The sequence below is a fragment of the Micromonospora sp. IBHARD003 genome (assembly GCF_056106285.1).
Genome location: NZ_JBWBBX010000001.1, coordinates 1,814,129 through 1,838,496 on the forward strand (window position 1 = coordinate 1,814,129; position 24,368 = coordinate 1,838,496).

Annotated in this window: 25 protein-coding genes; 14 read left to right on the plus strand and 11 right to left on the minus strand. The window is 70.6% G+C overall.

The window, feature by feature from the left end; translation table 11 throughout:
* Positions 1-37 precede the first annotated feature (37 nt).
* The gene (tyrS, locus tag ACTWOL_RS08000) at positions 38-1,309 is read left to right on the plus strand and encodes a tyrosine--tRNA ligase (RefSeq protein WP_474295819.1); all 1,272 of its coding nucleotides are present in this window, start codon (positions 38-40) and stop codon (positions 1,307-1,309) included.
* A gap of 62 nt (positions 1,310-1,371) precedes the next feature.
* Here the strand turns inward: tyrS and ACTWOL_RS08005 are convergent, their stop codons facing one another.
* Positions 1,372-1,647, minus strand: a complete 276-nt coding sequence (locus tag ACTWOL_RS08005; protein ID WP_474295822.1) for a GlsB/YeaQ/YmgE family stress response membrane protein — start codon at positions 1,645-1,647, stop codon at positions 1,372-1,374.
* A 214-nt stretch (positions 1,648-1,861) separates the two neighbouring features.
* On the opposite strand from ACTWOL_RS08005, the gene ACTWOL_RS08010 reads away from it, so the two are divergent.
* Positions 1,862-2,206 carry a DUF3099 domain-containing protein gene (locus ACTWOL_RS08010; protein WP_474295824.1) on the plus strand — a complete coding sequence of 115 codons (345 nt, stop codon included), beginning with the start codon at positions 1,862-1,864 and terminating at the stop codon, positions 2,204-2,206.
* Positions 2,207-2,438: 232 nt separating this feature from the next.
* A complete protein-coding gene (locus ACTWOL_RS08015) occupies positions 2,439-2,696 on the plus strand; it encodes a hypothetical protein (RefSeq protein ID WP_474295826.1) in 258 nt (85 codons plus the stop codon).
* On the opposite strand, the gene moaA is transcribed toward ACTWOL_RS08015, so the two are convergent.
* From moaA to ACTWOL_RS08030, 3 genes are all read right to left on the minus strand, one after another.
* Positions 2,679-3,668, minus strand: coding sequence for a GTP 3',8-cyclase MoaA (gene moaA / locus ACTWOL_RS08020; RefSeq protein ID WP_474295829.1), 990 nt, complete (start codon positions 3,666-3,668; stop codon positions 2,679-2,681). The genes ACTWOL_RS08015 and moaA overlap by 18 nt on opposite strands.
* Positions 3,669-3,848: 180 nt before the next feature.
* Positions 3,849-5,483, minus strand: coding sequence for a solute symporter family protein (locus ACTWOL_RS08025; protein ID WP_474295830.1), 1,635 nt, complete (start codon positions 5,481-5,483; stop codon positions 3,849-3,851).
* Positions 5,480-5,845, minus strand: a complete 366-nt coding sequence (locus ACTWOL_RS08030; protein ID WP_474295832.1) for a DUF485 domain-containing protein — start codon at positions 5,843-5,845, stop codon at positions 5,480-5,482. Before ACTWOL_RS08030 ends, ACTWOL_RS08025 begins: the two co-directional genes overlap by 4 nt.
* 247 nt (positions 5,846-6,092) lie before the next feature.
* Here ACTWOL_RS08030 and ACTWOL_RS08035 point away from each other — a divergent pair, with 247 nt between their 5' ends.
* A complete protein-coding gene (locus ACTWOL_RS08035; protein ID WP_474295834.1) occupies positions 6,093-7,625 on the plus strand; it encodes a S8 family peptidase in 1,533 nt (510 codons plus the stop codon).
* Between the two features lie 180 nt (positions 7,626-7,805).
* On the plus strand, positions 7,806-9,137 hold the full coding sequence (locus ACTWOL_RS08040) for a CoA transferase (RefSeq protein ID WP_474295836.1): 1,332 nt from the start codon (positions 7,806-7,808) through the stop codon (positions 9,135-9,137).
* Between the two features lie 108 nt (positions 9,138-9,245).
* Here ACTWOL_RS08040 and ACTWOL_RS08045 read toward each other — a convergent pair whose 3' ends face one another.
* Positions 9,246-10,121, minus strand: a complete 876-nt coding sequence (locus tag ACTWOL_RS08045; RefSeq protein WP_474295838.1) for a sterol desaturase family protein — start codon at positions 10,119-10,121, stop codon at positions 9,246-9,248.
* Between the two features lie 169 nt (positions 10,122-10,290).
* Between ACTWOL_RS08045 and ACTWOL_RS08050 the strand changes: the two genes are divergently transcribed.
* The 4 genes from ACTWOL_RS08050 (at position 10,291) to ACTWOL_RS08065 (ending at position 14,662) form a co-directional block, all read left to right on the plus strand.
* Positions 10,291-11,022 carry an NACHT N-terminal Helical domain 1-containing protein gene (locus tag ACTWOL_RS08050; RefSeq protein ID WP_474295840.1) on the plus strand — a complete coding sequence of 244 codons (732 nt, stop codon included), beginning with the start codon at positions 10,291-10,293 and terminating at the stop codon, positions 11,020-11,022.
* On the plus strand, positions 10,908-13,373 hold the full coding sequence (locus tag ACTWOL_RS08055) for an NACHT domain-containing protein (protein WP_474295842.1): 2,466 nt from the start codon (positions 10,908-10,910) through the stop codon (positions 13,371-13,373). The genes ACTWOL_RS08050 and ACTWOL_RS08055 overlap by 115 nt, the downstream gene beginning before the upstream one ends.
* A 420-nt stretch (positions 13,374-13,793) precedes the next feature.
* Positions 13,794-14,216 carry an ATP-binding protein gene (locus ACTWOL_RS08060; RefSeq protein WP_474295845.1) on the plus strand — a complete coding sequence of 141 codons (423 nt, stop codon included), beginning with the start codon at positions 13,794-13,796 and terminating at the stop codon, positions 14,214-14,216.
* A complete protein-coding gene (locus ACTWOL_RS08065) occupies positions 14,213-14,662 on the plus strand; it encodes a Fur family transcriptional regulator (RefSeq protein WP_474295846.1) in 450 nt (149 codons plus the stop codon). The genes ACTWOL_RS08060 and ACTWOL_RS08065 overlap by 4 nt, the downstream gene beginning before the upstream one ends.
* A gap of 233 nt (positions 14,663-14,895) precedes the next feature.
* On the opposite strand, the gene ACTWOL_RS08070 is transcribed toward ACTWOL_RS08065, so the two are convergent.
* The 5 genes from ACTWOL_RS08070 to ACTWOL_RS08090 form a co-directional block, all read right to left on the minus strand.
* Entirely contained in the window at positions 14,896-15,606 is a 711-nt protein-coding gene (locus ACTWOL_RS08070; protein WP_474295848.1) for a VIT1/CCC1 transporter family protein, read from the minus strand.
* A 60-nt stretch (positions 15,607-15,666) separates the two neighbouring features.
* The gene (locus ACTWOL_RS08075; protein ID WP_474295850.1) at positions 15,667-16,911 is read right to left on the minus strand and encodes an amidohydrolase family protein; all 1,245 of its coding nucleotides are present in this window, start codon (positions 16,909-16,911) and stop codon (positions 15,667-15,669) included.
* A 71-nt stretch (positions 16,912-16,982) separates the two neighbouring features.
* Complete coding sequence (locus ACTWOL_RS08080) at positions 16,983-18,284, minus strand: amidohydrolase family protein (protein WP_474295852.1); 1,302 nt, start codon at positions 18,282-18,284, stop codon at positions 16,983-16,985.
* Between the two features lie 18 nt (positions 18,285-18,302).
* Complete coding sequence (locus ACTWOL_RS08085; protein ID WP_474295854.1) at positions 18,303-19,187, minus strand: SDR family NAD(P)-dependent oxidoreductase; 885 nt, start codon at positions 19,185-19,187, stop codon at positions 18,303-18,305.
* Complete coding sequence (locus tag ACTWOL_RS08090; protein ID WP_474295856.1) at positions 19,184-19,990, minus strand: acetoacetate decarboxylase family protein; 807 nt, start codon at positions 19,988-19,990, stop codon at positions 19,184-19,186. The genes ACTWOL_RS08085 and ACTWOL_RS08090 overlap by 4 nt, the downstream gene beginning before the upstream one ends.
* A gap of 116 nt (positions 19,991-20,106) precedes the next feature.
* Between ACTWOL_RS08090 and ACTWOL_RS08095 the strand changes: the two genes are divergently transcribed.
* The 5 genes from ACTWOL_RS08095 (at position 20,107) to ACTWOL_RS08115 (ending at position 23,917) form a co-directional block, all read left to right on the plus strand.
* On the plus strand, positions 20,107-20,757 hold the full coding sequence (locus ACTWOL_RS08095) for a TetR/AcrR family transcriptional regulator (RefSeq protein ID WP_474295858.1): 651 nt from the start codon (positions 20,107-20,109) through the stop codon (positions 20,755-20,757).
* Positions 20,758-20,878: 121 nt separating this feature from the next.
* The gene (locus ACTWOL_RS08100; protein WP_474295859.1) at positions 20,879-21,853 is read left to right on the plus strand and encodes a DEDDh family exonuclease; all 975 of its coding nucleotides are present in this window, start codon (positions 20,879-20,881) and stop codon (positions 21,851-21,853) included.
* Positions 21,854-22,025: 172 nt separating this feature from the next.
* Entirely contained in the window at positions 22,026-22,259 is a 234-nt protein-coding gene (locus tag ACTWOL_RS08105; protein WP_474295861.1) for a Prokaryotic metallothionein, read from the plus strand.
* Between the two features lie 34 nt (positions 22,260-22,293).
* A complete protein-coding gene (locus ACTWOL_RS08110) occupies positions 22,294-23,106 on the plus strand; it encodes an SURF1 family cytochrome oxidase biogenesis protein (RefSeq protein WP_474295862.1) in 813 nt (270 codons plus the stop codon).
* 55 nt (positions 23,107-23,161) lie between these two features.
* Positions 23,162-23,917 (plus strand): SDR family oxidoreductase, encoded by a 756-nt coding sequence (locus ACTWOL_RS08115; RefSeq protein WP_474295864.1) that lies wholly within the window; start codon positions 23,162-23,164, stop codon positions 23,915-23,917.
* Between the two features lie 214 nt (positions 23,918-24,131).
* On the opposite strand, the gene ACTWOL_RS08120 is transcribed toward ACTWOL_RS08115, so the two are convergent.
* The gene (locus ACTWOL_RS08120; protein ID WP_474295866.1) at positions 24,132-24,323 is read right to left on the minus strand and encodes a DUF6381 family protein; all 192 of its coding nucleotides are present in this window, start codon (positions 24,321-24,323) and stop codon (positions 24,132-24,134) included.
* Between the last annotated feature and the right edge of the window lie 45 nt (positions 24,324-24,368).

A 24,368-nucleotide genomic window follows, 5' to 3' on the forward strand; every position in this document is an offset into this window, starting at 1 on the left:
GCTGATTGCCGCTACCGGACGAGGAGAAGCGAGAACTGTGACGGACATCGTCGACGAGCTGAAGTGGCGCGGGCTGTTCGCCCTTTCCACTGACGAGGACGCTTTGCGCAAGGCGCTCGCGGACGGTCCCGTCACGTTCTATTGCGGCTTCGATCCGACCGCGCCCAGCCTGCACGTGGGACATCTGGTGCAGGCGCTCACCATGCGCCGGCTGCAGCAGGCGGGCCACCGCCCGCTGGCGCTGGTGGGCGGGGCGACGGGTCAGATCGGCGACCCCAAGCCGACCGCCGAGCGCACGCTGAACGACCCGGAGACCGTCGCTGCCTGGGTGGAGCGGGTGCGCGCCCAGATCGAGCCGTTCCTGTCCTTCGAGGGCGAGAACGCCGCGGTCATGGTCAACAACCTGGACTGGACGGCGGGGATGTCCGCCATCGAGTTCCTGCGGGACATCGGCAAGCACTTCCGCGTCAACAAGATGCTGACCAAGGACTCGGTCGCCCGCCGGCTGGAGTCCGACCAGGGGATCAGCTACACCGAGTTCAGCTACCAGCTGCTGCAGGGCATGGACTTCCTGGAGCTGTACCGCCGCCACGGCTGCACCCTGCAACAGGGCGGCAGCGACCAGTGGGGCAATCTCACCGCGGGCCTGGACCTGATCCACCGTCTGGAGCCGCACGCCACCGCGCATGCCCTCGCGACCCCGCTGATGACCAAGGCGGACGGCACCAAGTTCGGCAAGACCGAGGGCGGGGCGGTCTGGCTCGACCCGGAGATGACCACGCCGTACGCGTTCTACCAGTTCTGGCTGAACGTGGACGACCGTGATGTCTCCACCTACATGCGCATCCTCAGCTTCAGGAGCCGCGAGGAGCTCGAGGAGCTGGAGAAGCAGACCGAGGAGCGTCCGCAGGCGCGCGCGGCACAGCGTGCGCTCGCCGAGGAGCTGACGACGCTGGTGCACGGCGCCGGGCAGTGCGCGGCGGTCATCGCCGCGTCGAAGGCGCTCTTCGGTCAGGGCGAGCTGGCGGAGCTGGACGAGTCGACGCTCACCGCGGCGCTCTCGGAGCTGCCGCACGCACGCGTGCCGGAGCCGGGCCCGGTGGCGGACCTCTTCGCGGAGGTCGGTCTGGTGGCGAGCAAGTCCGCCGCCCGCCGCACCATCAAGGAGGGCGGTGCCTACGTGAACAACGTGAAGGTGACCGCCGAGGACGCCGTGCCGGCATCCGGCGATCTGCTGCACGGCCGCTGGCTGGTGCTGCGCCGCGGCAAGAAGAACCTCGCGGCGATCGAGGTCGGCGCCGCGGGCTGATCTCCGCCGGGCAGGACAAACAGGCGGCCGGGTGGAGGTGACTCCGCCCGGCCGCTGCCGTGTCAGGCCTTCTGCCTTCTGGCGCGCACGTTCATATAGGCCATGTCGCCGAGGCCGACGATGACCACGGCGGCGACGATCTGCAGGACGTGCCGGGTCCAGTCGATGCCGGGGGTCTCCCCGACCCCGAAGGCATTCGCGAGGGCATTGCCCACGATCCCGCCGATGATGCCGAAGATCGTGATGAGCCAGAGGGGGCTGTGCTGCTTGCCCGGCAGAATCAACTTGGCAAGGAGCCCCAGCACAAACCCGACGATGATGGCCCACAACCAGCCCATGGCTGCCTCCCGGTTCGGCTCGACGTGAGCATGTACGGACAGTCTCGGCCCATCCGCCATACGGCGCATGTCGGACAGCTTCCTGCGTGGTGCGACGGCGCCGTATGCCGGGTAACGGATGACCCCGTCTCGTATGCGTCCGGGCCGCGGCGTACGGTGGACACAGGGATCGGACCGGGGAGAGTCCGGCACGGCGGTCGGACGGTGGAATGCCATGCGGAAGCGGACGACGACCGAGGTCTTCCGGATCACCGGGGCCCGTCAGGGGCTCGCCGACGACGTCCGCGGACGGCAGCGCCGCTATGTGATCTCCATGTCGGTACGGACGGTGTCGGTGATCCTGGCCGCGGTGCTCTGGAACGTCGAACGGCATGTGGCGATCGTGGCCCTGGTTCTCGGTGCGCTGCTTCCGTATATCGCCGTGGTGATCGCCAACGCCGGACGGGAGACCCCTCCGTCCCTGCCGTCCACCTTCGTCCCTCCGCCGGTGCGGCCGGCCCTGGGTCAGGACACCACCGCAGCGGAGGAACAAACGGAACGGCCCGCCCCTCAGAGCTGACCGCAGGGGGACGGAAATGCGGAACGGCCAGCTCAAGAAAAGCTCAGATCAATCATGAAGTTCCGGTGCACCACACGCCGTTCCCCGTGACATACTGCGTGTGCGCTCCGCATCCCCCGTCGGAGCGACAGACCGACGCCGGGCAGCTCCCCCCGTGGCTGCTCGGCGTCGTTTTGTCTTCACCAGGGTGGCCGCCGGCACCGGTGATCGTGTGATCGTGGAGAATGACCTGGTGACTGACGAGACCCCGATCTGCTCCGCGAAGGGCTGCCGCGCATCCGCGGTCTGGGTGCTGGCCTGGAACAACCCGAAGCTGCACACGCCGGAGCGCCGCAAGACCTGGCTCGCCTGCGAGGAACACCGCGAGCATCTCTCCCAGTTCCTCGGCGTGCGGGGTTTCCTCAAAGACGTCGTGACGCTCGAGGTGTGGGAGCAGAGTGCGGCGGCCGAGGGGCGGACGGGCGGCGGGGAATCAGCCTCCGATGGCTGACATGGGGCGCGCGGGCTGGAGGAACGACGGGTCGTCGAGCCCGGATCCGGCCTTCTTGCCCCACATCGCGACCTTCCAGATGCGGGCTATCTCCTCGTCCGGGGCGCCCGAGCGCAGCGCACCGCGCAGATCGGTCTCCTCCTGTGCGAACAGACAGGTGCGGATCTGACCGTCCGCGGTGAGGCGGGTGCGATCGCAGGCGCCGCAGAAGGGGCGGGTGACGGAGCCGATGACGCCGACCCGGTGCGGTCCTCCGTCGACGATCCAGCGCTCGGCGGGGGCGGAGCCACGGGAGTCCCGGTCCTCGGGCGTGAGGCTGAACCGCGTGCTCAGCGATGCGAGGATGTCACCCGCGGTGATCATGCCGTCGCGCTTCCAGCCGTGCTGGGCGTCGAGCGGCATCTGCTCGATGAAGCGGAGCTCGTAGCCGTGCTCGATGGCCCAGGCCAGCAGCTCGGGGGCCTCGTCGTCGTTGAGCCCCGGCATCAGCACCGTGTTGATCTTGACCGGGGTCAGTCCGGCGTCATGGGCGGCTCGCAGCCCGTCCAGCACGTCATGGTGGCGGTCACGGCGGGTGAGGGTCTTGAAGACGTCGGGCCGCAGGGTGTCCAGGGAGACGTTGACCCGGTCGAGGCCGGCCGCCTCGAGGGCGCTCGCGGTGCGCCTGAGGCCGATGCCGTTCGTGGTCAGCGACATCTTCGGGCGGTGGGCCAGCGCCGCACACCGCTCGACGATCCCGACGAGACCGGGCCTGAGCAGGGGCTCCCCGCCGGTGAAGCGGACCTCGGTGATGCCGAGCTCGGTCACGGCGATGTGGATCAGACGGACGATCTCGTCGTCGGTGAGCAGCTCGGGCTTGGCGAGCCACTGGAGGCCCTCTTCGGGCATGCAGTAGGCACAGCGCAGATTGCACCGGTCCGTGAGTGAGACCCTCAGGTCGGTGGCGACACGGCCATATGTGTCGATCAGCACGGTGTGCCCCCTCCCCGGTGTCCGGAACTCGTGTGCGGATCTCGTGTGCGGATCTTCCCTACGTGACCGAGCCTACGCGAGACGACCGACATGGACAGGTGCCGGTTGCCACGAGGACGGCACGGCCGCGTCGTAGGACTCTACGACGCGGCCGTGGTCAAGCGTGTGTCACTTCCCTCCTCAGTGCGCGCCGACGCCTGTGAGGGACTTGACCTCGAGCTCCGCGTACTTGCCCTGGTCCGGCTCCTCCTTGGACAGGAGGGATCCGACCCAGCCGAGCAGGAAGCCGAGCGGGATGGAGACCAGGCCCGGGTTCTCCAGCGGGAACCAGGCGAAGTCCGCCGTGGGGAACATCGACGTGGCCTTGCCCGAGACGACCGGCGAGAAGAGCACCAGCACGACCGAGGAGACCAGACCGCCGTAGATGGACCAGAGGGCGCCCTGCGTGGTGAATCGCTTCCAGAAGAGGCTGTAGAGGATCGTCGGCAGATTGGCGGATGCGGCGACCGCGAACGCGAGGGCGACCAGGCCGGCCACGTTCAGATCACGGGCGAGGGCGCCGAGCCCGATGGAGACGATGCCGATGAAGACCGTCGCCCAGCGGGCGGCGCGGACCTCTTCCTTGTCGGTGGCCTGGCCCTTGCGGATGACGTTGGCGTAGATGTCGTGCGCGAAGGACGAGGACGAGGCGAGGGTGAGTCCGGCGACGACCGCGAGGATGGTGGCGAAGGCGACCGCGGAGATCACGGCGAGCAGGATCGCTCCTCCCGCGGAGTCGACGCCGCCGAGGTGGAGCGCCAGCAGGGGCGCCGCGGTGTTGCCCGCCTTGTTGGACGCCTTGATCTCGCCGGGGCCGACGAGCGCCGCCGCTCCGAAGCCGAGGGCGATCGTCATCAGGTAGAAGGCGCCGATGATGCCGATGGCCCAGATGACCGACTTCCGGGCGGCCTTGGCGGTCGGCACCGTGTAGAAGCGGATCAGGATGTGCGGCAGGCCCGCGGTGCCGAGCACCAGCGCGATACCGAGCGAGATGAAGTCCAGCTTGGAGGTGCCGGTGGCGCCGTACTTGAGGCCGGGCTCCAGGAACGAGGCGCCCTTGCCGCTCTCCTGGGCCGCCTTGCCGAGCAGGTCGGAGATGTTGAAGTTGAACTTCACCAGGACCAGGAAGGTGATGAGCAGGGTTCCCGCGATGAGCAGGACGGCCTTGACCATCTGCACCCAGGTGGTGCCCTTCATCCCGCCGATGGTGACGTAGACGATCATCAGCACGCCCACCAGGGCGACGATGGCGATCTTCCCGGCGTCACTGGTGATGCCGAGCAGCAGCGAGACGAGCACGCCCGCGCCGGCCATCTGGGCCAGCAGGTAGAAGATCGAGACGACGATGGTGGAGGTGCCGGCGGCGGTGCGGACCGGGCGCTGGCGCATCCGGTAGGCGAGGACGTCGCCCATCGTGAACCGGCCGGAGTTGCGCAGCGGTTCGGCGACCAGGAGCAGGGCGACCAGCCAGGCGACCAGGAAGCCGATGGAGTAGAGGAAGCCGTCGTAGCCGAAGAGGGCGATGGCGCCGGCGATACCCAGGAACGAGGCGGCGGACATGTAGTCGCCGGAGATGGCCAGACCGTTCTGGAAGCCGGTGAACTGACGGCCTCCCGCATAGAAGTCCGCGGCGTTCTTGGTCTGCCGGCCGGCCCAGACGGTGATGACCAGGGTCGCCACGACGAAGGCCCCGAACAGCGCGATGATCAGCGGCCGGTGCTCGGTGGTGGCGTTCGACGCCGCGAGCTGGGTACCGAAAACGGTGGTGTTGCTCATGCGCCGGCCTCCATACGGGACTTGATCGCTTCCGCCTTGGGGTCGAGCTTGGCCGCCGCGTACCGCGCGTAGAACCAGGCGATCAGGAAGGTGGTGACGAACTGGGCGACCCCGAGGACCAGGGCCACGTTGATGTTGCCGAAGAGCTTGGCTCCCATGAAGCCGCCCGCGTAGCTGGACAGCAGGACGAACAGCAGGTACCAGGCGATGAAGGCGACGGTCAGCGGGAACGCGAACGAGCGGTAGGTGCGCCGCAGTTCATCGAACTCCGCGCTCTGCTGCACATCGGCGAAGTCCTGCGTCGTGGGCTGGAGCGTACGGGTGTCGGTGCCACCGGGCGGCGGTGGTGCGTCGGTTGCCACGGAATCTCCTCGTGACTCGGGGTGCAAGTGGTTGTGGACAGGAGGAGGCCCGAGGCGGGGGTGTCAGTGCCCCTCCGAGACAACGGCACGGCGGCGAGGCCGAATCGGTTCAGATCCGGCCGCTTTCCGTCGGAGATTCTTTGGGAAGTCGTTGATGTACCCCGATGATCGGGATAACTTCACTCGTCATGTACCCGCCCATTCGCAACAGGGGTGTCTGGGCGGACACGGATGATGTGGAGAACCCATGAGTCATCTGCGATCCAGACGAACGCGCGCGATAGCGCTGCCCGCCGGTCTGGCGCTCACGGCCTCGCTCGGTTTCCTTCCCACGGGCGCCGCTTCGGCCGCTCCCCTCGACGACGCCCCGGCAGCCGTGTCGACCGACGGGCCGAAGCTGTCGTACGTCGTCAACACGCACGGAGGCTCCGCGACCGCGAAGTCGGTCAAGAAGGCGATCGGCAAGGCCGGTGGCACGGTCGTCATCGCGTACGACCGGATCGGCGTCATCGTCGTCCACTCGCAGAACCCGGAATTCGCCCGGCAGATCCGCTCGGTCAGGGGTGTCACCTCGGCGGGTGCCACCCGTACCCAGCCGCTGGCCCCGCAGACCGACACCGCCATCGGCGTGGAGCAGCCTCTCGGCGCGGCCGAGGCGACCAAGGCCGCCGCCAGGGCCACGGACGAGCAGGACCCGTTCGAGCCGCTGCAGTGGGACCTGCCCGCCATCAAGGCGGACAAGGCCCACAAGAAGACCTTGGGCAGCAACAAGGTCACGGTCGCCGTGATCGACACGGGTGTCGACGACACCCACCCCGATCTCGCGCCGAACTTCGACGCCAAGGCCTCCGCCAACTGTGTGTCCGGGAAGCCGGACACCACTCCTGGCGCCTGGCGTCCGGCCGCGGGCGAGAGCGACCACGGCACCCATGTGGCGGGGACCATCGCCGCCGCGAAGAACGGCATCGGCGTGACCGGTGTGGCCCCCGGTGTGAAGGTGTCCGGTATCAAGGTCGCCAACCCGGACGGTTTCTTCTACACCGAGTCGGTGGTCTGCGGCTTCGTCTGGGCCGCCGAGCACGGCGTCGACGTCACCAACAACAGCTACTACACGGACCCGTGGCTGTTCGCCTGCAAGTCCGACGAGGACCAGAAGGCCCTGATCGAGGCCGTCACCCGGGCCTCGCGGTACGCGGAGCGCAAGGGCACGGTGAACGTCGCCGCGGCCGGCAACTCCAGGATGGACCTGGCGGCGGACGAGCTCACCGACACCACCAGCCCCAACGACACCACGCCGGTGACGCGCGCCATCAACCCGCGCGAGTGCTTCGACTACCCGACCATGCTGCCGGGCGTCGTGACCGTCTCCGCCACGGGCGCGAAGGGCCTGAAGTCCTCGTACTCGAACTACGGCAACGGCATCGTCGACATCTCCGCGCCGGGCGGCGACTCGACGGTTTACCAGAAGCCGGACGCACCGGCCACCAACGGACTCATCCTGTCCACGGTGATGAACGGCGGCTACGGCTACAAGGCCGGCACGTCGATGGCGTCCCCGCATGTCGCGGGTGTGGCCGCGCTCATCAAGTCGACCCACCCGCGCGCCACGGCCGCCGAGGTGAAGGCGCTGCTGTACGCGCAGGCCGACGACAAGGTGTGCGGTGACCCGTACGACATCAACGGCGACGGCACCATCGACGCCGTCTGCGAGGGCGGCAAGAGCAAGAACGGCTTCTACGGAACCGGTCTGACGGACGCCCTGGACGCGGTGCGCCGCTGACGACCCGGGCAGAGCCCGGTGACCGGGCCCGGACACGGGATCGCGTCCGGGCCCCGTCATGCCGCGCGGGATTCCCCGGGCGGTGACGGCCCCGCGCCTGACTGCCCGTGCCTGATCCCCCGTGGTTGATTCCCCGTGGCTGATTCCCTGCACTTGGCACTGAGTGCCATACTCCGGTGCATGGCTGACACTCCCTCACCCGGCACCGGACTTCTGTGGGCGTACCTCGGCGGAGATCCCGACCTCACGCGCCGCATCGAGTACGGCGGACCGCGCGGGATGCTGCCCGCCCGCCTGCCCGTGAGGGAACTGGCCCGCGCCACGGTGGCGGTGTGCGCTCTCGCGGCGGCCGAACGTGCCGCGAGCCTCACCGGTGGCCCCGTCCCCGCCGTGCGCGTCGACGACGGCGCGGTCGCCACGGCGTTCGTCAGCGAGCGGCATCTGCGGGTGGACGGGCGTGCCCCGGTGTCCTTCGCACCGCTCTCCCGGTTCTGGCGCACGGCCGACGGCTGGGTGCGCACCCACGCCAACTACCCCCATCACCGGGCCGCGTTGCTGGCCGCGCTGGGCACCACCGAGGAAGGGGTGGAGTCCGCGCTCGCCGATCGGCGTGCCCGGGACGTCGAGGACGCGGTCTACGCGGCAGGGGGCCTGGCGGTCGCCCTGCGCACCCCCGAGGAGTGGGCGGCGCACCCGCAGGGCGCGCTGGCGGCCGGCCGGCCGCTGCTGACCCGGGAGCGGCTGGACGACGCGGCACCGCGCCGCACCGGGGACCGGCTGCGGGTGCTCGACCTGACCCGGGTCATCGCGGGGCCGGTCGCCACCAGGACCCTCGGTCTGCTCGGCGCCGACGTGCTGCGCATCGATCCGCCCCGACTGCCCGAACTCGCCGACCAGCACGCCGACACCGGCTTCGGCAAGCGCTCCGCCACGCTGGACCTGGACCGTCCCGCGGACCGCCGGACCTTCGGCGAACTGCTGGACCGTGCCGATGTGCTGGTCACCGGCTACCGTCCCGGCGCGCTCGAACGCCACCGGCTCATCCGGCCGGGCCTGGTGGTGGCACAGCTCTCGGCCTGGGGCGACGAGGGCCCCTGGGGCGACCGGCGTGGCTTCGACAGCCTCGTCCAGGCGGCCGGAGGGATCGCCGTGATCGAGGGATCCGCCGGGCATCCGGGGGCGCTGCCCGCGCAGGCACTCGACCACGGCACCGGCTATCTGCTCGCGGCGGCCGTACTGCGTTCGCTGACCGAACAGGACACCGACGGGGGCACCCGGCTGGTACGGCTGGCGCTGGCGCGAACGGCCCACTTCCTGACCCGTGTCCTGCCGCCGGAGCCCGGCGGGGAAGCCACCGACCACGCGCCCGAAACCTGGCTGGCCGAGCAGGCGAGTGCGCTCGGCACTCTGCGGTACGCGCGGTCGCCGGTGGCGTACGAGGGCGGCCCGGCGGACTGGTCACGACCGCCGGGGGTCTGGGGCACGGACGACCCGCAGTGGCTCGGCGTATGAGGGAAGCCCGGCGTACGGACGTTTGAGGGTCGCGCAGAGAAGCAGACGAGAGCAGCAGACGGGAGATCCGGTCGCCGCGCGTTCCGGCGCCTCTCCCCGCCACGCCGGTCATGCGGCCTTCTCCGCCGGCCGGGCGGCCCGCACGGCACCGGGGGCGGGCTGCCACCCGGGTCCCCGGAACACCCGCCCGGTCCGCTCCCGCCAGCCGCGCGCCGTGCGCAGGTCGCGGGCGATGGCGACGTACTCGTGGGTGGCGACGCGCAGCGGGTTGTAGGTCGCGATGTTCTTGGTGAGCCCGTACACCGGCCGTTCGGTCTCGGCGGCGAACGACCGGAAGAGCCGGTCCCAGACGATCAGGATGCCGCCGAAGTTCCGGTCCAGGTAGCCGCCTTGGGAGGCGTGGTGGACCCGGTGGTGGGAGGGCGTGTTGAGCACGTACTCGAAGGGCCGCGGCAGGTTGTCGATCCGTTCGGTGTGGATCCAGAACTGGTACACGAGGTTGACCGAATAGCAGAACGCGAGCGCGGCCGGATGGACTCCGCAGGCGACCAGCGGAAGGTAGAACGGCCAGGTCGTGAACCCGGTCCAGGGCTGGCGCAGCGCGGTGCCGAGGTTGAACTTCCGGCTGGAGTGGTGGACGACATGGCTGGCCCACAGGATCCGGACGACATGATGGCCGCGGTGGGACCAGTAGTAGAAGAAGTCCTGCGCGAGCAGCATGAGCGGGACCGTCCACCACAGGACGGGGACGCGCAGCGGCGTGAGTTCGTACACCGCGGTGTGGATCGCCACGACCGGGATCTTCCAGAGCAGGTCGAAGAAGAGGCTACCGAGCCCCATGGTGATGCTGGTGACGGCGTCCTTCGCCGCGTATCCGGCCGCGTCCTCGTCGGGATGGAGCCGGTAGCTGATCGCTTCCACGACGGTGAGCAGGACGAAGGCGGGGATCGACCACAACACGACATCGGGCAGGTTGGGCGGCATGCGAGGACCGTAGAGGCGGTGGTACGGGCGCGGCTAGATGTCGTTACCGACAAGTATGCGAGACGGGTTGTCAGCGAGCTTTGGCCGGATCCGCCAGCTCCGGTCCGTTGATCGTCCTACGCTGCTGTCCGGACGGACGGACGGACGGCGTACGAGGAGACCCGGAACTGTGGTGCACGGGGTGGAAGTCGCGCTGACCAGGCTGGCGAGCACGGTACTCGGCACCGTCGCCAAGTCGCTGCTCGCCCCGCCCCGGGGAGCAGGCCTGGTGGCCTCTCCGGTCAGGCCGTTACCCCGGCCCGCGGGCCCGGACCGGCTGGCGAAGGTGCTGGGCGACCGGCTCGCCACGGGGGCGTACGCGAATCTCCCGGAACACGAACGGCTGGCCGCCGTCGACGCGGTGCGCGACACCTTCGCCGCCGCGGGGGGCATCGACGCGGACCGGATGTTCGCGGTCGATCTCGATCCCGGGCGGTTGCGGGAGCAGCTGGCCACACCCGGCGACGCGGGGCTGAGTCCGCGCGCGGCGGACCTGTACGAGGAACTGCTCGGGTGGTGCTGCGCGCATCTGCTGGAGCAGCTGACGGCACAGCCGTCGTTCACGGCACGGGCGGCCGTGGAGCAGGCCCGCACGGCCGGCCGGACACGGGACGCGGTGGCGGCCCTGGCGGGGCGCAGTCCGGACGCTCAGGCGCTGGAGTTCGAGGAGCGGTACGCGCGGTACATCGCGGCGACGCACGGGCGGCTGGAGCTCTTCGGGCTCACCCTGGGGCGCTCGGCGCGGGAGTGGCCGCTGGACACGGCGTACATCAGCCTGACGGTGAGCGGAGACGACGCGCACCGGGCGGCAACGGGCCCACCGTCACGGGCCAGGCCGCCCTCAAGGTCGAGCAGATCCTGACCACCACGGACCGGTTCCTGCTGCGGGGCCCTGCGGGTTCCGGCAAGAGCACACTGGTGCAGTGGCTCGCCCTGAACGCGGCCAGACGCAGCTTCAGCGGCGACCCCGGCGATTGGAACCGGTGCGTCCCTTTCCTGTTGCGGCTGCGCGCCTTCGCCTCGGCCGATTCCCTGCCCACGCCCGAGGATCTGCTGCGCGCGACCGGGGTACCGCTGAGCCCGCCGCCCGGATGGACCGAGCGCATGCTGGCCGAGGGCCGGGCGCTGGTGCTGGTCGACGGGGTGGACGAGGTCCCGCTGCGGCTGCGGACCCGCACGGAGACCTGGCTCAGATCACTGATCGCCGCCTATCCCGGCGCACGGTACGTCGTGACGACCCGCCCGTCCGCGGTACCCGAGGACTGGCTCGCGCGGATGGGCTTCACCGCGCACTCTCTGCTGCCGATGGAACGCGACGACATCCGCTCCTTCATCGGCCACTGGCACGATGCGGCCCGGCTGGAATGCCTGTCCGAAACCGAGCAGGCCGAGCTGGACACCTACGAGGAGTCCTTGCGCCGGGCCGTCGGCGCGCGAAGGGACCTCGGGCGGCTCGCGACCAACCCTCTGATGTGCGCTCTGCTGTGCGCACTGAACCGGGACCGCCGGATGCAACTGCCGCGGGCCCGGAAGGAGTTGTACGACGCGGCACTGGACATGCTGCTGGTCCGGCGCGACACCGAGCGCCAGATCGCCGGGGTCGAGGGCATCGACCTGACCCGCGAGGAACAGACCGCGCTGCTGCAGCGGCTCGCGTACTGGCTGATCCGCAACGGTCAGGTGGAGGCGGACCGCGGCGAGGCCGTGGAGTTGGTGGCCGAGTGGCTGGCCTCGATGCCGCAGGTGGAGGGTGACGCCGAACAGGTCTTCGCGCATCTGCTGATCCGCAGCGGGTTGCTGCGCGAACCCACTCCGGGCGCCGTCGACTTCGTCCACCGCACCTTCCAGGACTATCTGGGGGCGAAGGCCGCGGTGGAGTCCCGTGACTTCGGCGTGCTGGTGCGCAACGCCCACGACGACCGCTGGGACGACGTGGTCCAGATGGCGGTGGGGCACGCACGCCCGGACGAACGAGCCCGGCTGCTGAGGCAGTTGCTGCGACGTGCGGACCGTGCGCCGAAGCTGAGGCACCGGCTGGTGCTGCTGGCCGCGGCCTCGCTGGAGCATGCGCCGGAGCTGGATCCCCAGGTGCGGGCCGAAGTCCGGGCAGGGGCACAGGAGTTGGTACCACCGCGGAGCATCGAGCAGGCCGATGAGCTGGCGGAGGTCGGACCGCTGGTGCTGGAGCTGCTGCCTGGGCCGGAGGGGCTGGACGAGGACACGGCGGCGGCGGTGGTCCGGACGGCGGCCCTGCTCGGTGGGGACGCCGGGCTGCGCGTGATCGCACGGTTCGCCAAGGACACCCGCTTCAAGGTCGGCTGGGAGCTGTCGTACGGCTGGGGCTCCTTCGAGACCCGGGAGTACGCGAACGCCGTGCTCGCGGAGGCCCCGATGGACAGGACATACCTCAAGGTCCGCACGACCGAACAGCTGGCGGAGCTCGTACGTCTGCGGCATCTCACCTGGCTCCATCTGACGGGCGATCACGGAATCCCCTCCGTGATCACGGAGCACACGGCGCTGGAGTCGTTGTTCCTCAACCACGACGGCGGTCTGGTCGATCTGTCCCCTCTGGCCGCGCTCCCCCGGCTGACCCTGCTCGGCCTGGACGCCTGCCCCGCGCTCACGGATCTCGACGCCCTGCGCGGACTGCCGCTGAGGACGCTCTACCTCAACAACCTCATGGAGGGCCTCTCGCTCGCACCCGTCGAAGACCTGCCCGTACTCCAACTGCTGGCGCTCGATTTCCCGGCGGGCGTCTCCCGTGTCGCCGACATCCCGGCACGGGCGGGCCTCACGCGCCTCGGTCTATGGCACGACGCCCGGTGCATCAGCCTCGACGGCATCGAACGCTGGCCGGGCCTGGAGTGGCTCACGATCACCGGGGATGCCCAGGCCGAGGCACTGGCCCGACATCCTCATGGCTTCCCGTTCGACACCCTGCAGATCACCGGACATTCCGGGCTGGACCTCGACACCGTCGTGCGCCACCAGGAGCTCACCGAGCTGTATGTGGGCAACAGCAGGCTGATCTCCGGCCTCGAACCACTGCGCGATCTGCCCCATCTCACGCAGCTGTCCTTCGGTGGCTGCGACTCGGTGGACATCTCGCCCCTCGCCGCCCATGAGCGGCTCACGATCACCGCCCACAACGGGACGGTACTCACCGGCGATGAGCTGTTCCCGCCGGAGCGCATCAGGCGACTGCGGTGACTGCGTTAGGGGGTTTCTGATGGATCTCCGTGGAGGAAGGAGCGGCGTCCGGTACGAGAGTGCGTACCGGGCGTCGCGACGCCGCGGAGATCCGTCAGAAGCCCCCAGGGGCTGCCTGACGCGCTCCGGCCCGGGAAAACCCCGGCCAGGAGCTCCGCTGCCGGGTGCGGCGCGTCAGGTGGTGGCCGTGCCGGGCGCCCAGCGGCGATGCGAGTTCCACTCCAGATACTTGAATGTACCCAAAGACTTGAACTACTCCAGAAAAGGCGTACGGTCGGAAGAGAGATTTACTTCCGAAGGATCGCTCTCATGGACCGGACCATTCCCGCCGAAGCGACTACCTCTGCCCCTCAGTGCTCCGCTCCGTCCACACACCACGCGGCGCTCGCCACACTGGCTGTGACCTGCGAGGACGCATTCGTGAGTGGGCCCTGGCTCCTGCCGTGGTCGCCGACCGCGTGCGGTCAGGCGAGGGCTGCCATACGCGACGTACTGCCCCGCTGGGGCCTCGGCGAGCTCGTCCCGACCGCCGAGCTGCTGGTGAGCGAGCTGGTGTGCAACGCATTGCGTCACGCCGGCGGGCCGCTGCACCTCACCCTCGAATGGTTGTCCGATATGCGCTGCCTGGTCAGCGACGGCTCTTCGGAGCCTCCCCGCCTGACCGACGCCCGCCCCGAGGACGAGGACGGACGCGGCCTTGCACTCGTGGACATACTGGCCGCACGGTGGGGCTTCGACCACGGGCCGGTGGGGAAGAGCGTGTGGTTCGAGCTCTCCGTCGATGCGGACACACCTGACCCACTGGATGCCCTGAAGTGCGACGGGAAGACCAGGGCAGCATGACAACCGACGAGGAGCCCATGGCGCTGGCCGCAGCACGGCTGCGCACGTCGGGCATGCGGGTGACCGCCCAGCGCATCGCCATGCTGATGGCCGTCCACGAATCATCCGGCCACCTTGACGCCGAAACCCTGCGCGAGCGCGCTCAGCGGGTCACGGGCCGCCTGTCCCTGCAAGCCGCCTACAACGTGCTGCGCGCCCTCACGGACGCCGGTCTGGTGCGGTGCACGCCCATCCCCGGTCACCCGGTCCGCTACGAGATCGAGCGGCACGACAACCACCACCACTTCGTGTGCCGCCGCTGCGGCAGCATCCGTGACGTCGAATGCACGGTGGGTGCGGCTCCATGCCTGGAGCCACAGTTGCCGAAGGAGTACGACACCCAGGAGGCCGCCGTGACCTTCTGGGGTGTGTGCCCCGGCTGCCGGGCCGCCGCCGAGGCATCGTGACGGCGCCGGAGAGAGACAGCCCTCCCATGCGTGGCGGCAGAGGCGGCTAGGTCCTGTCCGGGCGATCTTCTCGGGCCCGCGACGACAGCTGCGGCCCCTCGCTGCGTTGTCGGAGTCGTCCGAGTACATCCAGTACGAGGACGATCCTTCGCCTTGCGATGCACCGCATCTGACGCCGCGGGCTGGTCCTCAAAGATCGCCCGGACAGGACCTAGAAGATCGCCCGGACAGACCTAAGCCCCCGCCGCCCCCAGCAACGACCCCGCCCCATACGTCACCCCCATCGCCAGCGCTCCCCCGACCACGTTCCGCGCCATCGCCGGACCCGCCGGTGCCGAGCCCAGGCGGGCGCTCCACCAGCCCGTGAAGGTCAGTGCGCTCAGCACCGACAGCACGGTCACCCACAGCCGTGCCGAGGCGGGCGGCAGCACGATGGCCAGCAGCGGCAGCAGTGCGCCCGTGGTGAAGGCGAGGAAGCTCGCGCCGGCCGCGTGCCAGGGGTTGGCCAGCTCGTCCGGGTTGATACCGAGTTCGACGCGGGCGTGGGCGCGCAGCGCGTCGCGTTCGGTGAGCTGGACCGCGGCCTCCCGGGCCACGTCCCGGCTGAGGCCGCGGTCTTCCAGCAGTCCGGTGAGTTCTTCGAGTTCGGCCTCGGGCTGCTCGCGCAGTTCGCGCTTTTCGACGGCCAGTGCGGCCTTCTCCGAGTCGCGCTGCGTGGACACCGAGACGTACTCGCCGGCCGCCATGGACATGGAGCCGGCGAGCAGTCCCGCGAGTCCGGCCGTGAGCAGATCGCCCCGCTCGCTGGTCGCGCCCGCGACGCCGACGACGAGGCCCGCCGTGGAGACGATGCCGTCGTTGGCGCCGAGTACCGCGGCGCGCAGCCAGTTGAGCCGGGTTCCCAGGGTGTCGCCGTGGGGCTCGTGGTGGGTCGGTTGGGTCACGCGGGGAGGGTCTCATCCCCGAGCCCGCGCGGGCGGTCACCACACGCGTACCCGGGACGGTCACCACACGCGTACCGACCCGCCCGGCGCGAAGGCGGGGCTGGTGGCGTCGGCGGGGACCTCCTTCAGCGGCTCGGCGATCTCCGCGACGGTGGGTCCGACACGGGCCGCCACGGTGTCGAGCAGGTCCAGGTCGAAGCCGTACACCCGGGCCGCGTTGCCCCCGGCCATGGCCGCGATCTCGTCGCGCGGGAGTCCCGCGTAGGCGATGCGGAGGCCTTCGCGGGAGTACGGCGCGGTGCCCTCGTCATGGGGGTAGTCGCTGCCCCACATGATCTTGTCGAGGCCGATCCGGTCGCGCAGCGGCACCTCGTGCGGGCGCATGAAGCTGGCGCCGACGAAGCAGTTGTCGCGCCAGACCTCGCTGGGGCCCTTGCCCATCGAGTCGGCGAGTCCGGCGCCGAACCTGGACTCGGCGGTGACGGCCCTGGAGGCCGCGGAGACCAGCCGGCCGTGGTAGTAGTCCAGCATTTCCACCACCCCGGGGATCCAGCCCGAGCCCTGTTCGGTCAGCACCAGGGTGAGCCCGGGATGGCGGCGGAAGGCCCCTCCGAAGATCAGATGCCAGAGCGCCCGGTGCGAGAACCACGTGGTCTCCACCATGAACACGGCACGGGCGGCCGGTTCTTCACCGAGCGGCGGGGACGCGGAGCCGCCGTGGTGGTTGACGGGGACGCCGAGCTCGTCGCAGACCGCCCACAGCGGGTCGTACGCCGCGGAGTACAGCTCGGGGATACCCGATCCCGGCGGTGTGCCGGGCAGCAGGACGCCCCCGGTGAGACCTGCCTCCTGGGTACGACGGACCTCGTCGACCGCCTTGTCCACGTCGTTCAGCAGGATCTGTGCGACTCCTGCCCGGCGGCCCGGGACGAGTGAGCAGAAATCGGCGAGCCAGCGGTTGTGGGCACGCAGGCCCGCCCAGCGCTGCTCGAACTCCTCGCGGGTCGGCGCCGGGGCCATCAGGGACGCGGAGGGGAAGAAGGGCGGGATCGTGTTGGGGAAGACGACCTCGGCGACGATGCCGTCGGCCTCCTGCTCGGCAAGCCTGCGCTGGGAGTTCCAGTTGCGGTCGGCGGTGTCGGCCAGCAGGTCCTCGTGCGGGTTGACGTAGGTCGCCGCCCAGGCGTCGAATTCGTCGTGGTAGCGCTTCTCCAGGTACGGCTTGTAGTCGAGGAGATCGGCTCCAGCGTGGCAGTCGGCGGAGATGACCGTGTAGCGCTCCTCGCTCGGGGGCTCGGCGCTCATGGACTGGCCTCCCGGGGAGTGTGGGTTCACGGACCGGTCGTCGGTGCGGTCTGCGCTCGTGGGGCCGCCGCTCACGAGGTCACCCCCAGGGCGGGGAAGTCGCGTCCGGTCAGCCAGTGCCGGCCCGCCTCGCGCGACCTCGCCCACGACGCCTCGACGGCCGCCTGGTCGGCGGACTGTCCGAGGTCCGCCGGGGTGGGCCCGATACGGCGGGCGATCGGTTCCAGCTCCGCGGTGTCGAAGCCGAAGACCTCGGCCGCGGCGAGGCCCAGCATGCGGCGGGTCTCGGCGACCGGGATGTCGTGGAAGGTGTCCTTCAGCCAGGCCCGGGTGCGGGGCCAGGTGCCCTCGGGGTGGGGGAAGTCGGAGCCCCAGAGGATGTTGTCGACGCCGATCTCGTAGCGCTGGGCGAGCTCACGGCGTTTGGTGTTGGTGGCGCAGACGAAGACCTGCCGGTCCAGGTACTCGCTGGGCGGGCGCTTCATTTCGGCGAACGGCGAGAGCTTCTTGCCACCGTGCGCGCCGAGGTAGAGCCGGTCCATGAACCACAGCAGATTGGGCAGCCACCAGCAGCCGGACTCCGCGACACCGAACTTGAGACCGGGGTGGCGTTCGAACACCCCGGACCAGAGCAGGAACCACAGCGGCCGGGCGGGCCACCAGGTGACCTCGGAGACGTAGATGCCCAGATGGTCGCCGTACTCGTGGTGGGGCGCGGCGCCGGAGTGGGTGACCAGCGGCATGGCGGTCTCGGCGGCGGCCGCCCAGACAGGGTCGTAACGCCGGTCGTGGTAGGGGGCCTTGTCGACCCACATCGAGGGGATCATCAGCGCGCCGAGCCCGGACTCCCTGGCCCGGTGGATCTCGGCGACGACCCGTTCCACCTCGCCGGTGACGGGCAGCAGGGCGACTCCGCAGTGCCGCTGCGGATGCCCGGACACGAAGTCGGCGAGCCAGCGGTTGTGCGCCTGCGCCCCGGCCATGCCGAGCTCCGGGTCCTGGTCGCCGGAGAGCCCGAGCCCGACGCCGAAGGGTGCGGCGGTCCTGCTGTCGACGGCGTCCGCGTCGGGGAAGACCACCTCGGCGGCCACCCCGTCCCCGTCGAGTTCCTTGATGCGCTGTGCGGAGTCCCAGCCGCCGCGCAGCCCTTCCTCGTGGTCGCTGAACCACTTGTCGGCGAAGGCTTCGTTGCGCACTCCGAGACGGGTCATCTCCTCGCGCCGGCGGTCGCGTCCGGCGAGGAACTCGTCGAAGTCCCGGTGGAAGCGGGAGTCGAGGTAGGGCCGGTACTGCTCGGTGGGCAGCCCGGCGTGGCAGTCGGAGGAGATGATCAGATAGGGGTCTTCCGGTGCCGGTGCGCAGGGGTCCGTCATGTCACGTCCCTCCATCGGTCAGTCCAGGATGAAGCGCTCGAGATAGGCCGGGTTGGCGCGGTCGAGCATCGACCGGGCACGGGCCCGGATCTGGCGGTCGCTGTGCTCGCCGGGCGGGAGCATCCAGAAGCGCTCGGCCCTGATGCCGTCCATGACGTGCTCGGCGACCTCCTCGACCGGGGTGAAGCGCACCTCTTGGCCGGCCTCCCGCATCGCCGCCTCCCACTGGTCGAGGCTGCGGTACGGGGTGCGGCGCGGCAGCCGCTTGGCGTAACGGGCCGGCCTGTTGCGGTGTGACTCCCACAGTCCGGTGCGGAGCATGTGCGGTCCCGGGAAGAGCACGGAAGCCCCGATCAGGGCGTTCTCGGCCCGCAGCTGCGCGTAGAGCGACTCGGTCATCGTCACCACCGCCGCCTTGGTCACGGCGTACACGGACGCGGTGGGCAGCGGGGCGATGCCGCCGTCCCCGGACGAGGTGTTGACGACATGGCCCGGCGCACCGCCCGCGATCATCCGGGGGACGAAGGCCTGGATGCCGTGGAAGACGCCCCAGACGTTGACGGCGAAGGCCCATTTCCAGTCGTTCGGCTCGTGCTGCCACATGGGGCCTTCCGCGCCGGATCCGACGCCCGCGTTGTTGCACAGCACGTGCACGGCGCCGAAGGTCTCGTAGACGTCGTCGGCGAGGGCGTGCACCGCCTCCCGGTCCGATACGTCGACCACGCGGGCGAGCACCTCCGCGCCGTCCGCGGAGAGCTCGTCGGCGGCCTTGTGCAGGGCGGCCTCTTCGACGTCGGCGAGCACGACCTTGAGCCCTTCGGCGGCGAAGCGGCGGACCATCGCCCTGCCGATCCCGCTCGCCGCGCCGGTGACCACGGCGACCTGTCCGGACGCCGGCCTCACCGCGCGCTCCCCTGCGGCGGCGCGTCGAGGATCTGCTGTACGTCGTCGTAGCGCTGGTGGAGGTAGGGCAGCAGGGCCCGGGCGCTGACCCGCTCGACCACTCGGCCCTTCTGGTCGCTGGTCTTCTCGCCGACGGTGAGCTCCACGAGGTTCCGTACGGGAAGGTCGGCGACCGGGTCGAACATCGACTCGCGCAGCACCACATCACCGGTGACCCGCTCGAGCCTGCGGAACCTCTCGTTGCGTACGCAGTGGACGAGCACCGGGTCGGCGTCGAAGCCGGTGCCCGAACCGTCCACCGCCGGAAGGCACTTGAAGTAGAAGTCCAGCTTCTCGACGGGTTCGGGCAGCGGCAGCGGACCGGACACCGCGCCCCGCACCTCGACGAAGGCGATCCCGTGGCGGGCGAGACTCGCCCGTACGACGGGGCCGTCGCGCTCGACGGTCACCTCGCCCAGCTTCTTCGGTTCACCGAAGACCTCGCGTCCGCCGATGAGAGCCCGCTCGCTGGTCATCGGCATGACGAGCGGGTACCAGCCCTGCTGCTCGCCGTGGGCCGCGGCGACCGCGACCGAGCCCGCGCCGAACGCCCGGCCGGGCAGGTCGACCTGGCTGATGTTCGCCCGGACCAGGGGCTGTTCGGTGGGTTTGAGCGGCGGCGGGAGCACGGCCGCGATCACGTCCGGGTCGGTCTCCCACACCGCCACGACGCCCGTGGACCAGATGTCGGGGAGTGTGGCGGCGGCTGCCCGAGCGGCCGTGATCTCTGCCTCGGAACGTGCGCCGTACCGTACACGTGCCATGTCGTACCACCCTTCGTCGTGCGTCGAGTGCATCGCAGGGGGTCGAGCCTGTAACAGAGTTACACCTATCGCGATGAAGGGTAAAGAGCCGCGCACACAACGGAATTGGGGGCCCCATGCCACGCACTGCCCTGACCCGCGAAGAGGTGCTTGACGCCGCCGCGGATCTCGTCAGGCAGCACGGACCGGACGCCCTCACCATGCGGGGGCTCGCGGCCAGGCTCGGCACCGCCGTCACATCGATCTACTGGCACGTCGGCAACCGCGAGTCGCTCCTGGACGCACTCGTGGAGCGGACCGTGCGGGAGATGGGCGCGATCCGGCCGACCGGGCGCACACCCGCCTCCCGGATCGTGTCGGTGGCCCGCCGGCTGCGCCTGGAACTGCTGGCGCGTCCGCATCTGATCGCGATGGTCCACGAACGGGGGCTGACCGAGCGGATGTTCCTGCCCGCGCAGCGTGCGCTCGTCCACGAGGTGCACACGGCCGGGCTGCGCGGCGCCCGCGCGGCGCAGGCCGTCCGTGCCGTTCAGTTCCAGATAGTCGGCTTCGTCCTCGTCGAGCGCAACCGGGAGCGCGCACCCCTGCAGTCGCCAGGTGAGGACGAGCTGTGGACCGCGCGGACCGCGGAGGAGGACCCGGCCCTCGCCCGCGCACTCGCCCGGCCCGCCAGCCCGGAGAAGCTGTTCGCCGCCTCGGTGCGGGCCCTGGTCGACTCGCTGCTGGCGGGAGCAGGTCAGCGCGGACCCACCCGAACGCGGACTTGACGGCGCGTACGGAAACCGTGTGGCCGCGCGTACGGGAAGGTTCGGCGGCGAGGGCGGTCCGCAGCGCACCGGAGGCAGGCCGGGACGGAGTTGTCAGCGCTGCCCCGTAAGCTCTGTGACCATGCTCGACGACCGTACGACAGCAGCATCGTGGCCGGCCGCGTACCCCGGGGGGTACGCGGTCGTCGACGTGGAGACCACCGGACTCGCCCGTGACGACCGGATAGTGTCTGCTGCCGTCTACCGCCTCGACGCACAGGGGAACGTGGAGGACCACTGGTACACGCTGGTGAACCCCGAGCGGGACCCGGGGCCGGTGTGGATCCACGGTCTGACGAGGGATGTGCTGGAGGGCGCTCCCCTCTTCGGCGATATCGCCCGCGAGTTCGCGCACCGGCTGGACGGCAGGGTCCTCGTCGCGCACAACGCCATCTTCGACTGGTCCATGATCGCCAGAGAGTACGCACGGGCCGACCATGTGGTGCCGGTGCGTCAGCGGCTCTGCACCATCGCCCTCTCCAAGGAGCTGCGGCTCCCCCTGCCCAATCACAAGCTGGAATCGCTGGCGGCCCATTACGGTGTCGTCCAGCAGCGCGCGCACCACGCCCTGGACGACGCCCGTGTGCTGGCCGAGGCGTTCCGGCCGAGTCTGCACACCGCCGCGGAGCGCGGGGTTCGGCTGCCGCTGCTGGAGTGCCGGCCGCTGACCGAGTGGTCCACCGCATCGCCCGCGCCGCGTATCGGCCGCCAGGCGACGGGGTCGTACCGGCCGAACAGCTGGCGGCCCGCACGCCGGCGGCCCGCGTGCCCCTACCCCAACCCCGGGCGCTATGAAGCGGACAAGCCCCTCCAGCAGGGCATGCGGGTGGCGTTCTCGGGCGACACGTCCGTGGAGCGGGAGCTGCTCGAGGACCGCACGGTCGAGGCGGGGCTGCATGTCGCGACGAGCGTGTCACGGCTCACCAGTCTGCTGGTCACCAACGATCCGGACGCGGGGACGTCGAAGACGGTCAAGGCGAAGTCGTTCGGCACACCCGTCGTCGACGAGGCGGCGTTCACCCAGCTGCTGCGGGACGTGAGCCCGGCAGGGAATTGACACGGCCGGGCAGGCGCGGCCCGGCACCCGCGGCGGCGGCCGCCGTTCGGTAGCGCCTCGGGGCAGCCGGTGGAAGCAAGCCCGGACCGGCACTGCGCCGGTCGGGTGCAGCCGCGCCGACCCGCCCCCACGGATCTTGCCCCGGTCCCTCTCGCTCCGGAGCATGCGGCGCATGGCACGTTGCGAGGTCTGCGGAAACGACTACGGCATGTCCTTCGAGGTGCACGCGCAGGGCGCGGTGCACGTCTTCGACTGCTTCTCCTGCGCCATCCACCGGATGGCCCCCATCTGCGAGCACTGCAAGGTCCAGATCATCGGCCAGGGCGTCGAGGCCGACGGCCACTGGTACTGCGGCGCGCACTGCGCCCGCGCCGAAGGGAGGGCGGGCATCGTCGACAGGGTCTGAGCTTCCCCCGAGCACCCCTCCCTCCTGACACCCCATGGCCGAGTTGTACGGTCATGGGGTGTACCGCTTCCTGTTGTCCCGGCAGTGGGTGATTCTCACCCTCATCAGCCTCGTCCTCATCCCCGTGATGGTCGAGCTGGGCTTCTGGCAGCTGCACCGGCACCAGCACCGCGTCGGCCAGAACAGCCTGATAGCGGACAATCTGACCGCGCGGCCCGTCCCGGTCACCGAGCTCACCTCCCCCGGACACACCGTGCCCCGCTCGGACTACTGGCGGCAGGTCACGGCCACCGGCACCTTCGACACCGCACACGAGGTCGTCGTCCGCCGCCGCACCAACGCCGACGACCGAGTCGGCTTCCATGTGGTGACGCCGCTCGTCCTCACCGGCGGCCGTGCCGTGCTGGTGAACCGCGGCTGGGTGCCCGCGGCGGCCGACCAGGCCGCGTTCCCCGAGGTGCCGCCCGTGCCCAGGGGCCGGGTCACGGTCACCGGACGGCTGATGGCCGACCAGACGACCGACTCCAGCGGTATCAAGGACCTTTCCGGGCTGCCGCCCCGTCAGATCATGCTGATCAACAGCGAGCGGCAGGCCAAGGCGTCGGGGCTGACCGTGCTCGGTGGCTATGTGGAGCAGACCGCGCCCGAGCCGGCCGCGGGATCGCCCGAGCAGATCCCCGAGCCCGACCACGACTCGATCGGTGCCCATATGGCGTACGCCGTCCAGTGGTGGCTGTTCGCTGCGGGGGTCCCGGTCGGCTGGGTGGTTCTCGTACGGCGCGAGAAGCGCGACCGTGCGGCGGCTGCCGCCGGGCCCACGGCCGACCCGGTGCCGTCGACCGTCTGAGGGCGGCGGCCTGCGGCCCTCGCCGCCGCCCCGTGGGACACGGCAGGATGGGCCCATGGATCTTGGACTGAAGGACCGTGTGTACATCGTCACCGGGGCGACGCGGGGGCTGGGCAGCGCGACGGCGCGGGCACTGGTGGCGGACGGGGCCCGGCTGGTCGTCACGGGACGTGACGAGAAGGCGGCCGAGGCGGCCGCGGCCGGGCTCGGTCCGGACGTGGTCGGCATCGCGGCGGACAACGCCGACCCCCAGACGGCCGGCCGTCTGATCGCGGCCGCGCGTGAGCGCTTCGGCCGGTTCGACGGCGTCCTGATCAGCGTGGGCGGCCCGGCGCCGGGCTTCGTCGCGGACAACACGGACGAGCAGTGGCAGGCGGCTTTCGACGCGGTCTTCCTCGGCGCGGTGCGCCTGGCGCGCGCCGCCGCCGCGGCCCTTGGTCCGGACGGGGTGATCGGCTTCGTGCTCTCCGGCTCGGTCCACGAGCCCATCCCGGGGCTGACGATCTCCAACGGTCTGCGCCCTGGGCTCGCCGGGTTCGCCAAGTCCCTCGCCGACGAGCTGGGCCCGCGGGGCATCCGGGTCGTGGGGCTGCTTCCCGGCCGTATCGACACCGACCGCGTCCGTGAACTCGACGCGCTCTCCGGTGACGCCGACGCCGCCCGGGCCGCGAGCGAGACCCGCATTCCGCTGCGGCGCTACGGCACCCCGGAGGAGTTCGGCCGCTCCGCTGCCTTCCTGCTGTCCCCCGCCGCGTCCTATGTGACGGGTGTGATGCTGCCCGTGGACGGCGGGGCCCGGCACGGCTTCTGAGGACATCGCGTCCCGAAGACGCCCCGCCACCCCGTGCCGCGGCGGGCTCGGCCACGGGACGCCGGGCGTCAGCCGGCCGGTGGCCGCGCACGCCGTCGGGCCGCGCGGGTCCACCGGCCGGCATGGACCGTGGTGCCGATCGGGGCGGACGCCCCGGGGGCCGACCGCACCGGAGCACCGCCGGGAGCCACTGGGGCCACCGGAGCCCCGAGGACTACACCTCGGGGAATATGTCCCCGGCCCCCATCGCGCTTTCCTGCTCGCTCTGGTCCCGCAGCTTGCGGGCCTTGTCCTCGAGCCGGCGGCGCTCCTCCGGGTCGGTGGCGCGTTCCGCGGCCTGCTTCAGTTCATCCGCCTTCTGGCGCATCTGCCGCACGCGCCCACTTGAATCGCCTGAAACGCTCATGGTCACTCCTCGTACGTCGGGATGAGCGGGCACCTCTCAGCGAAC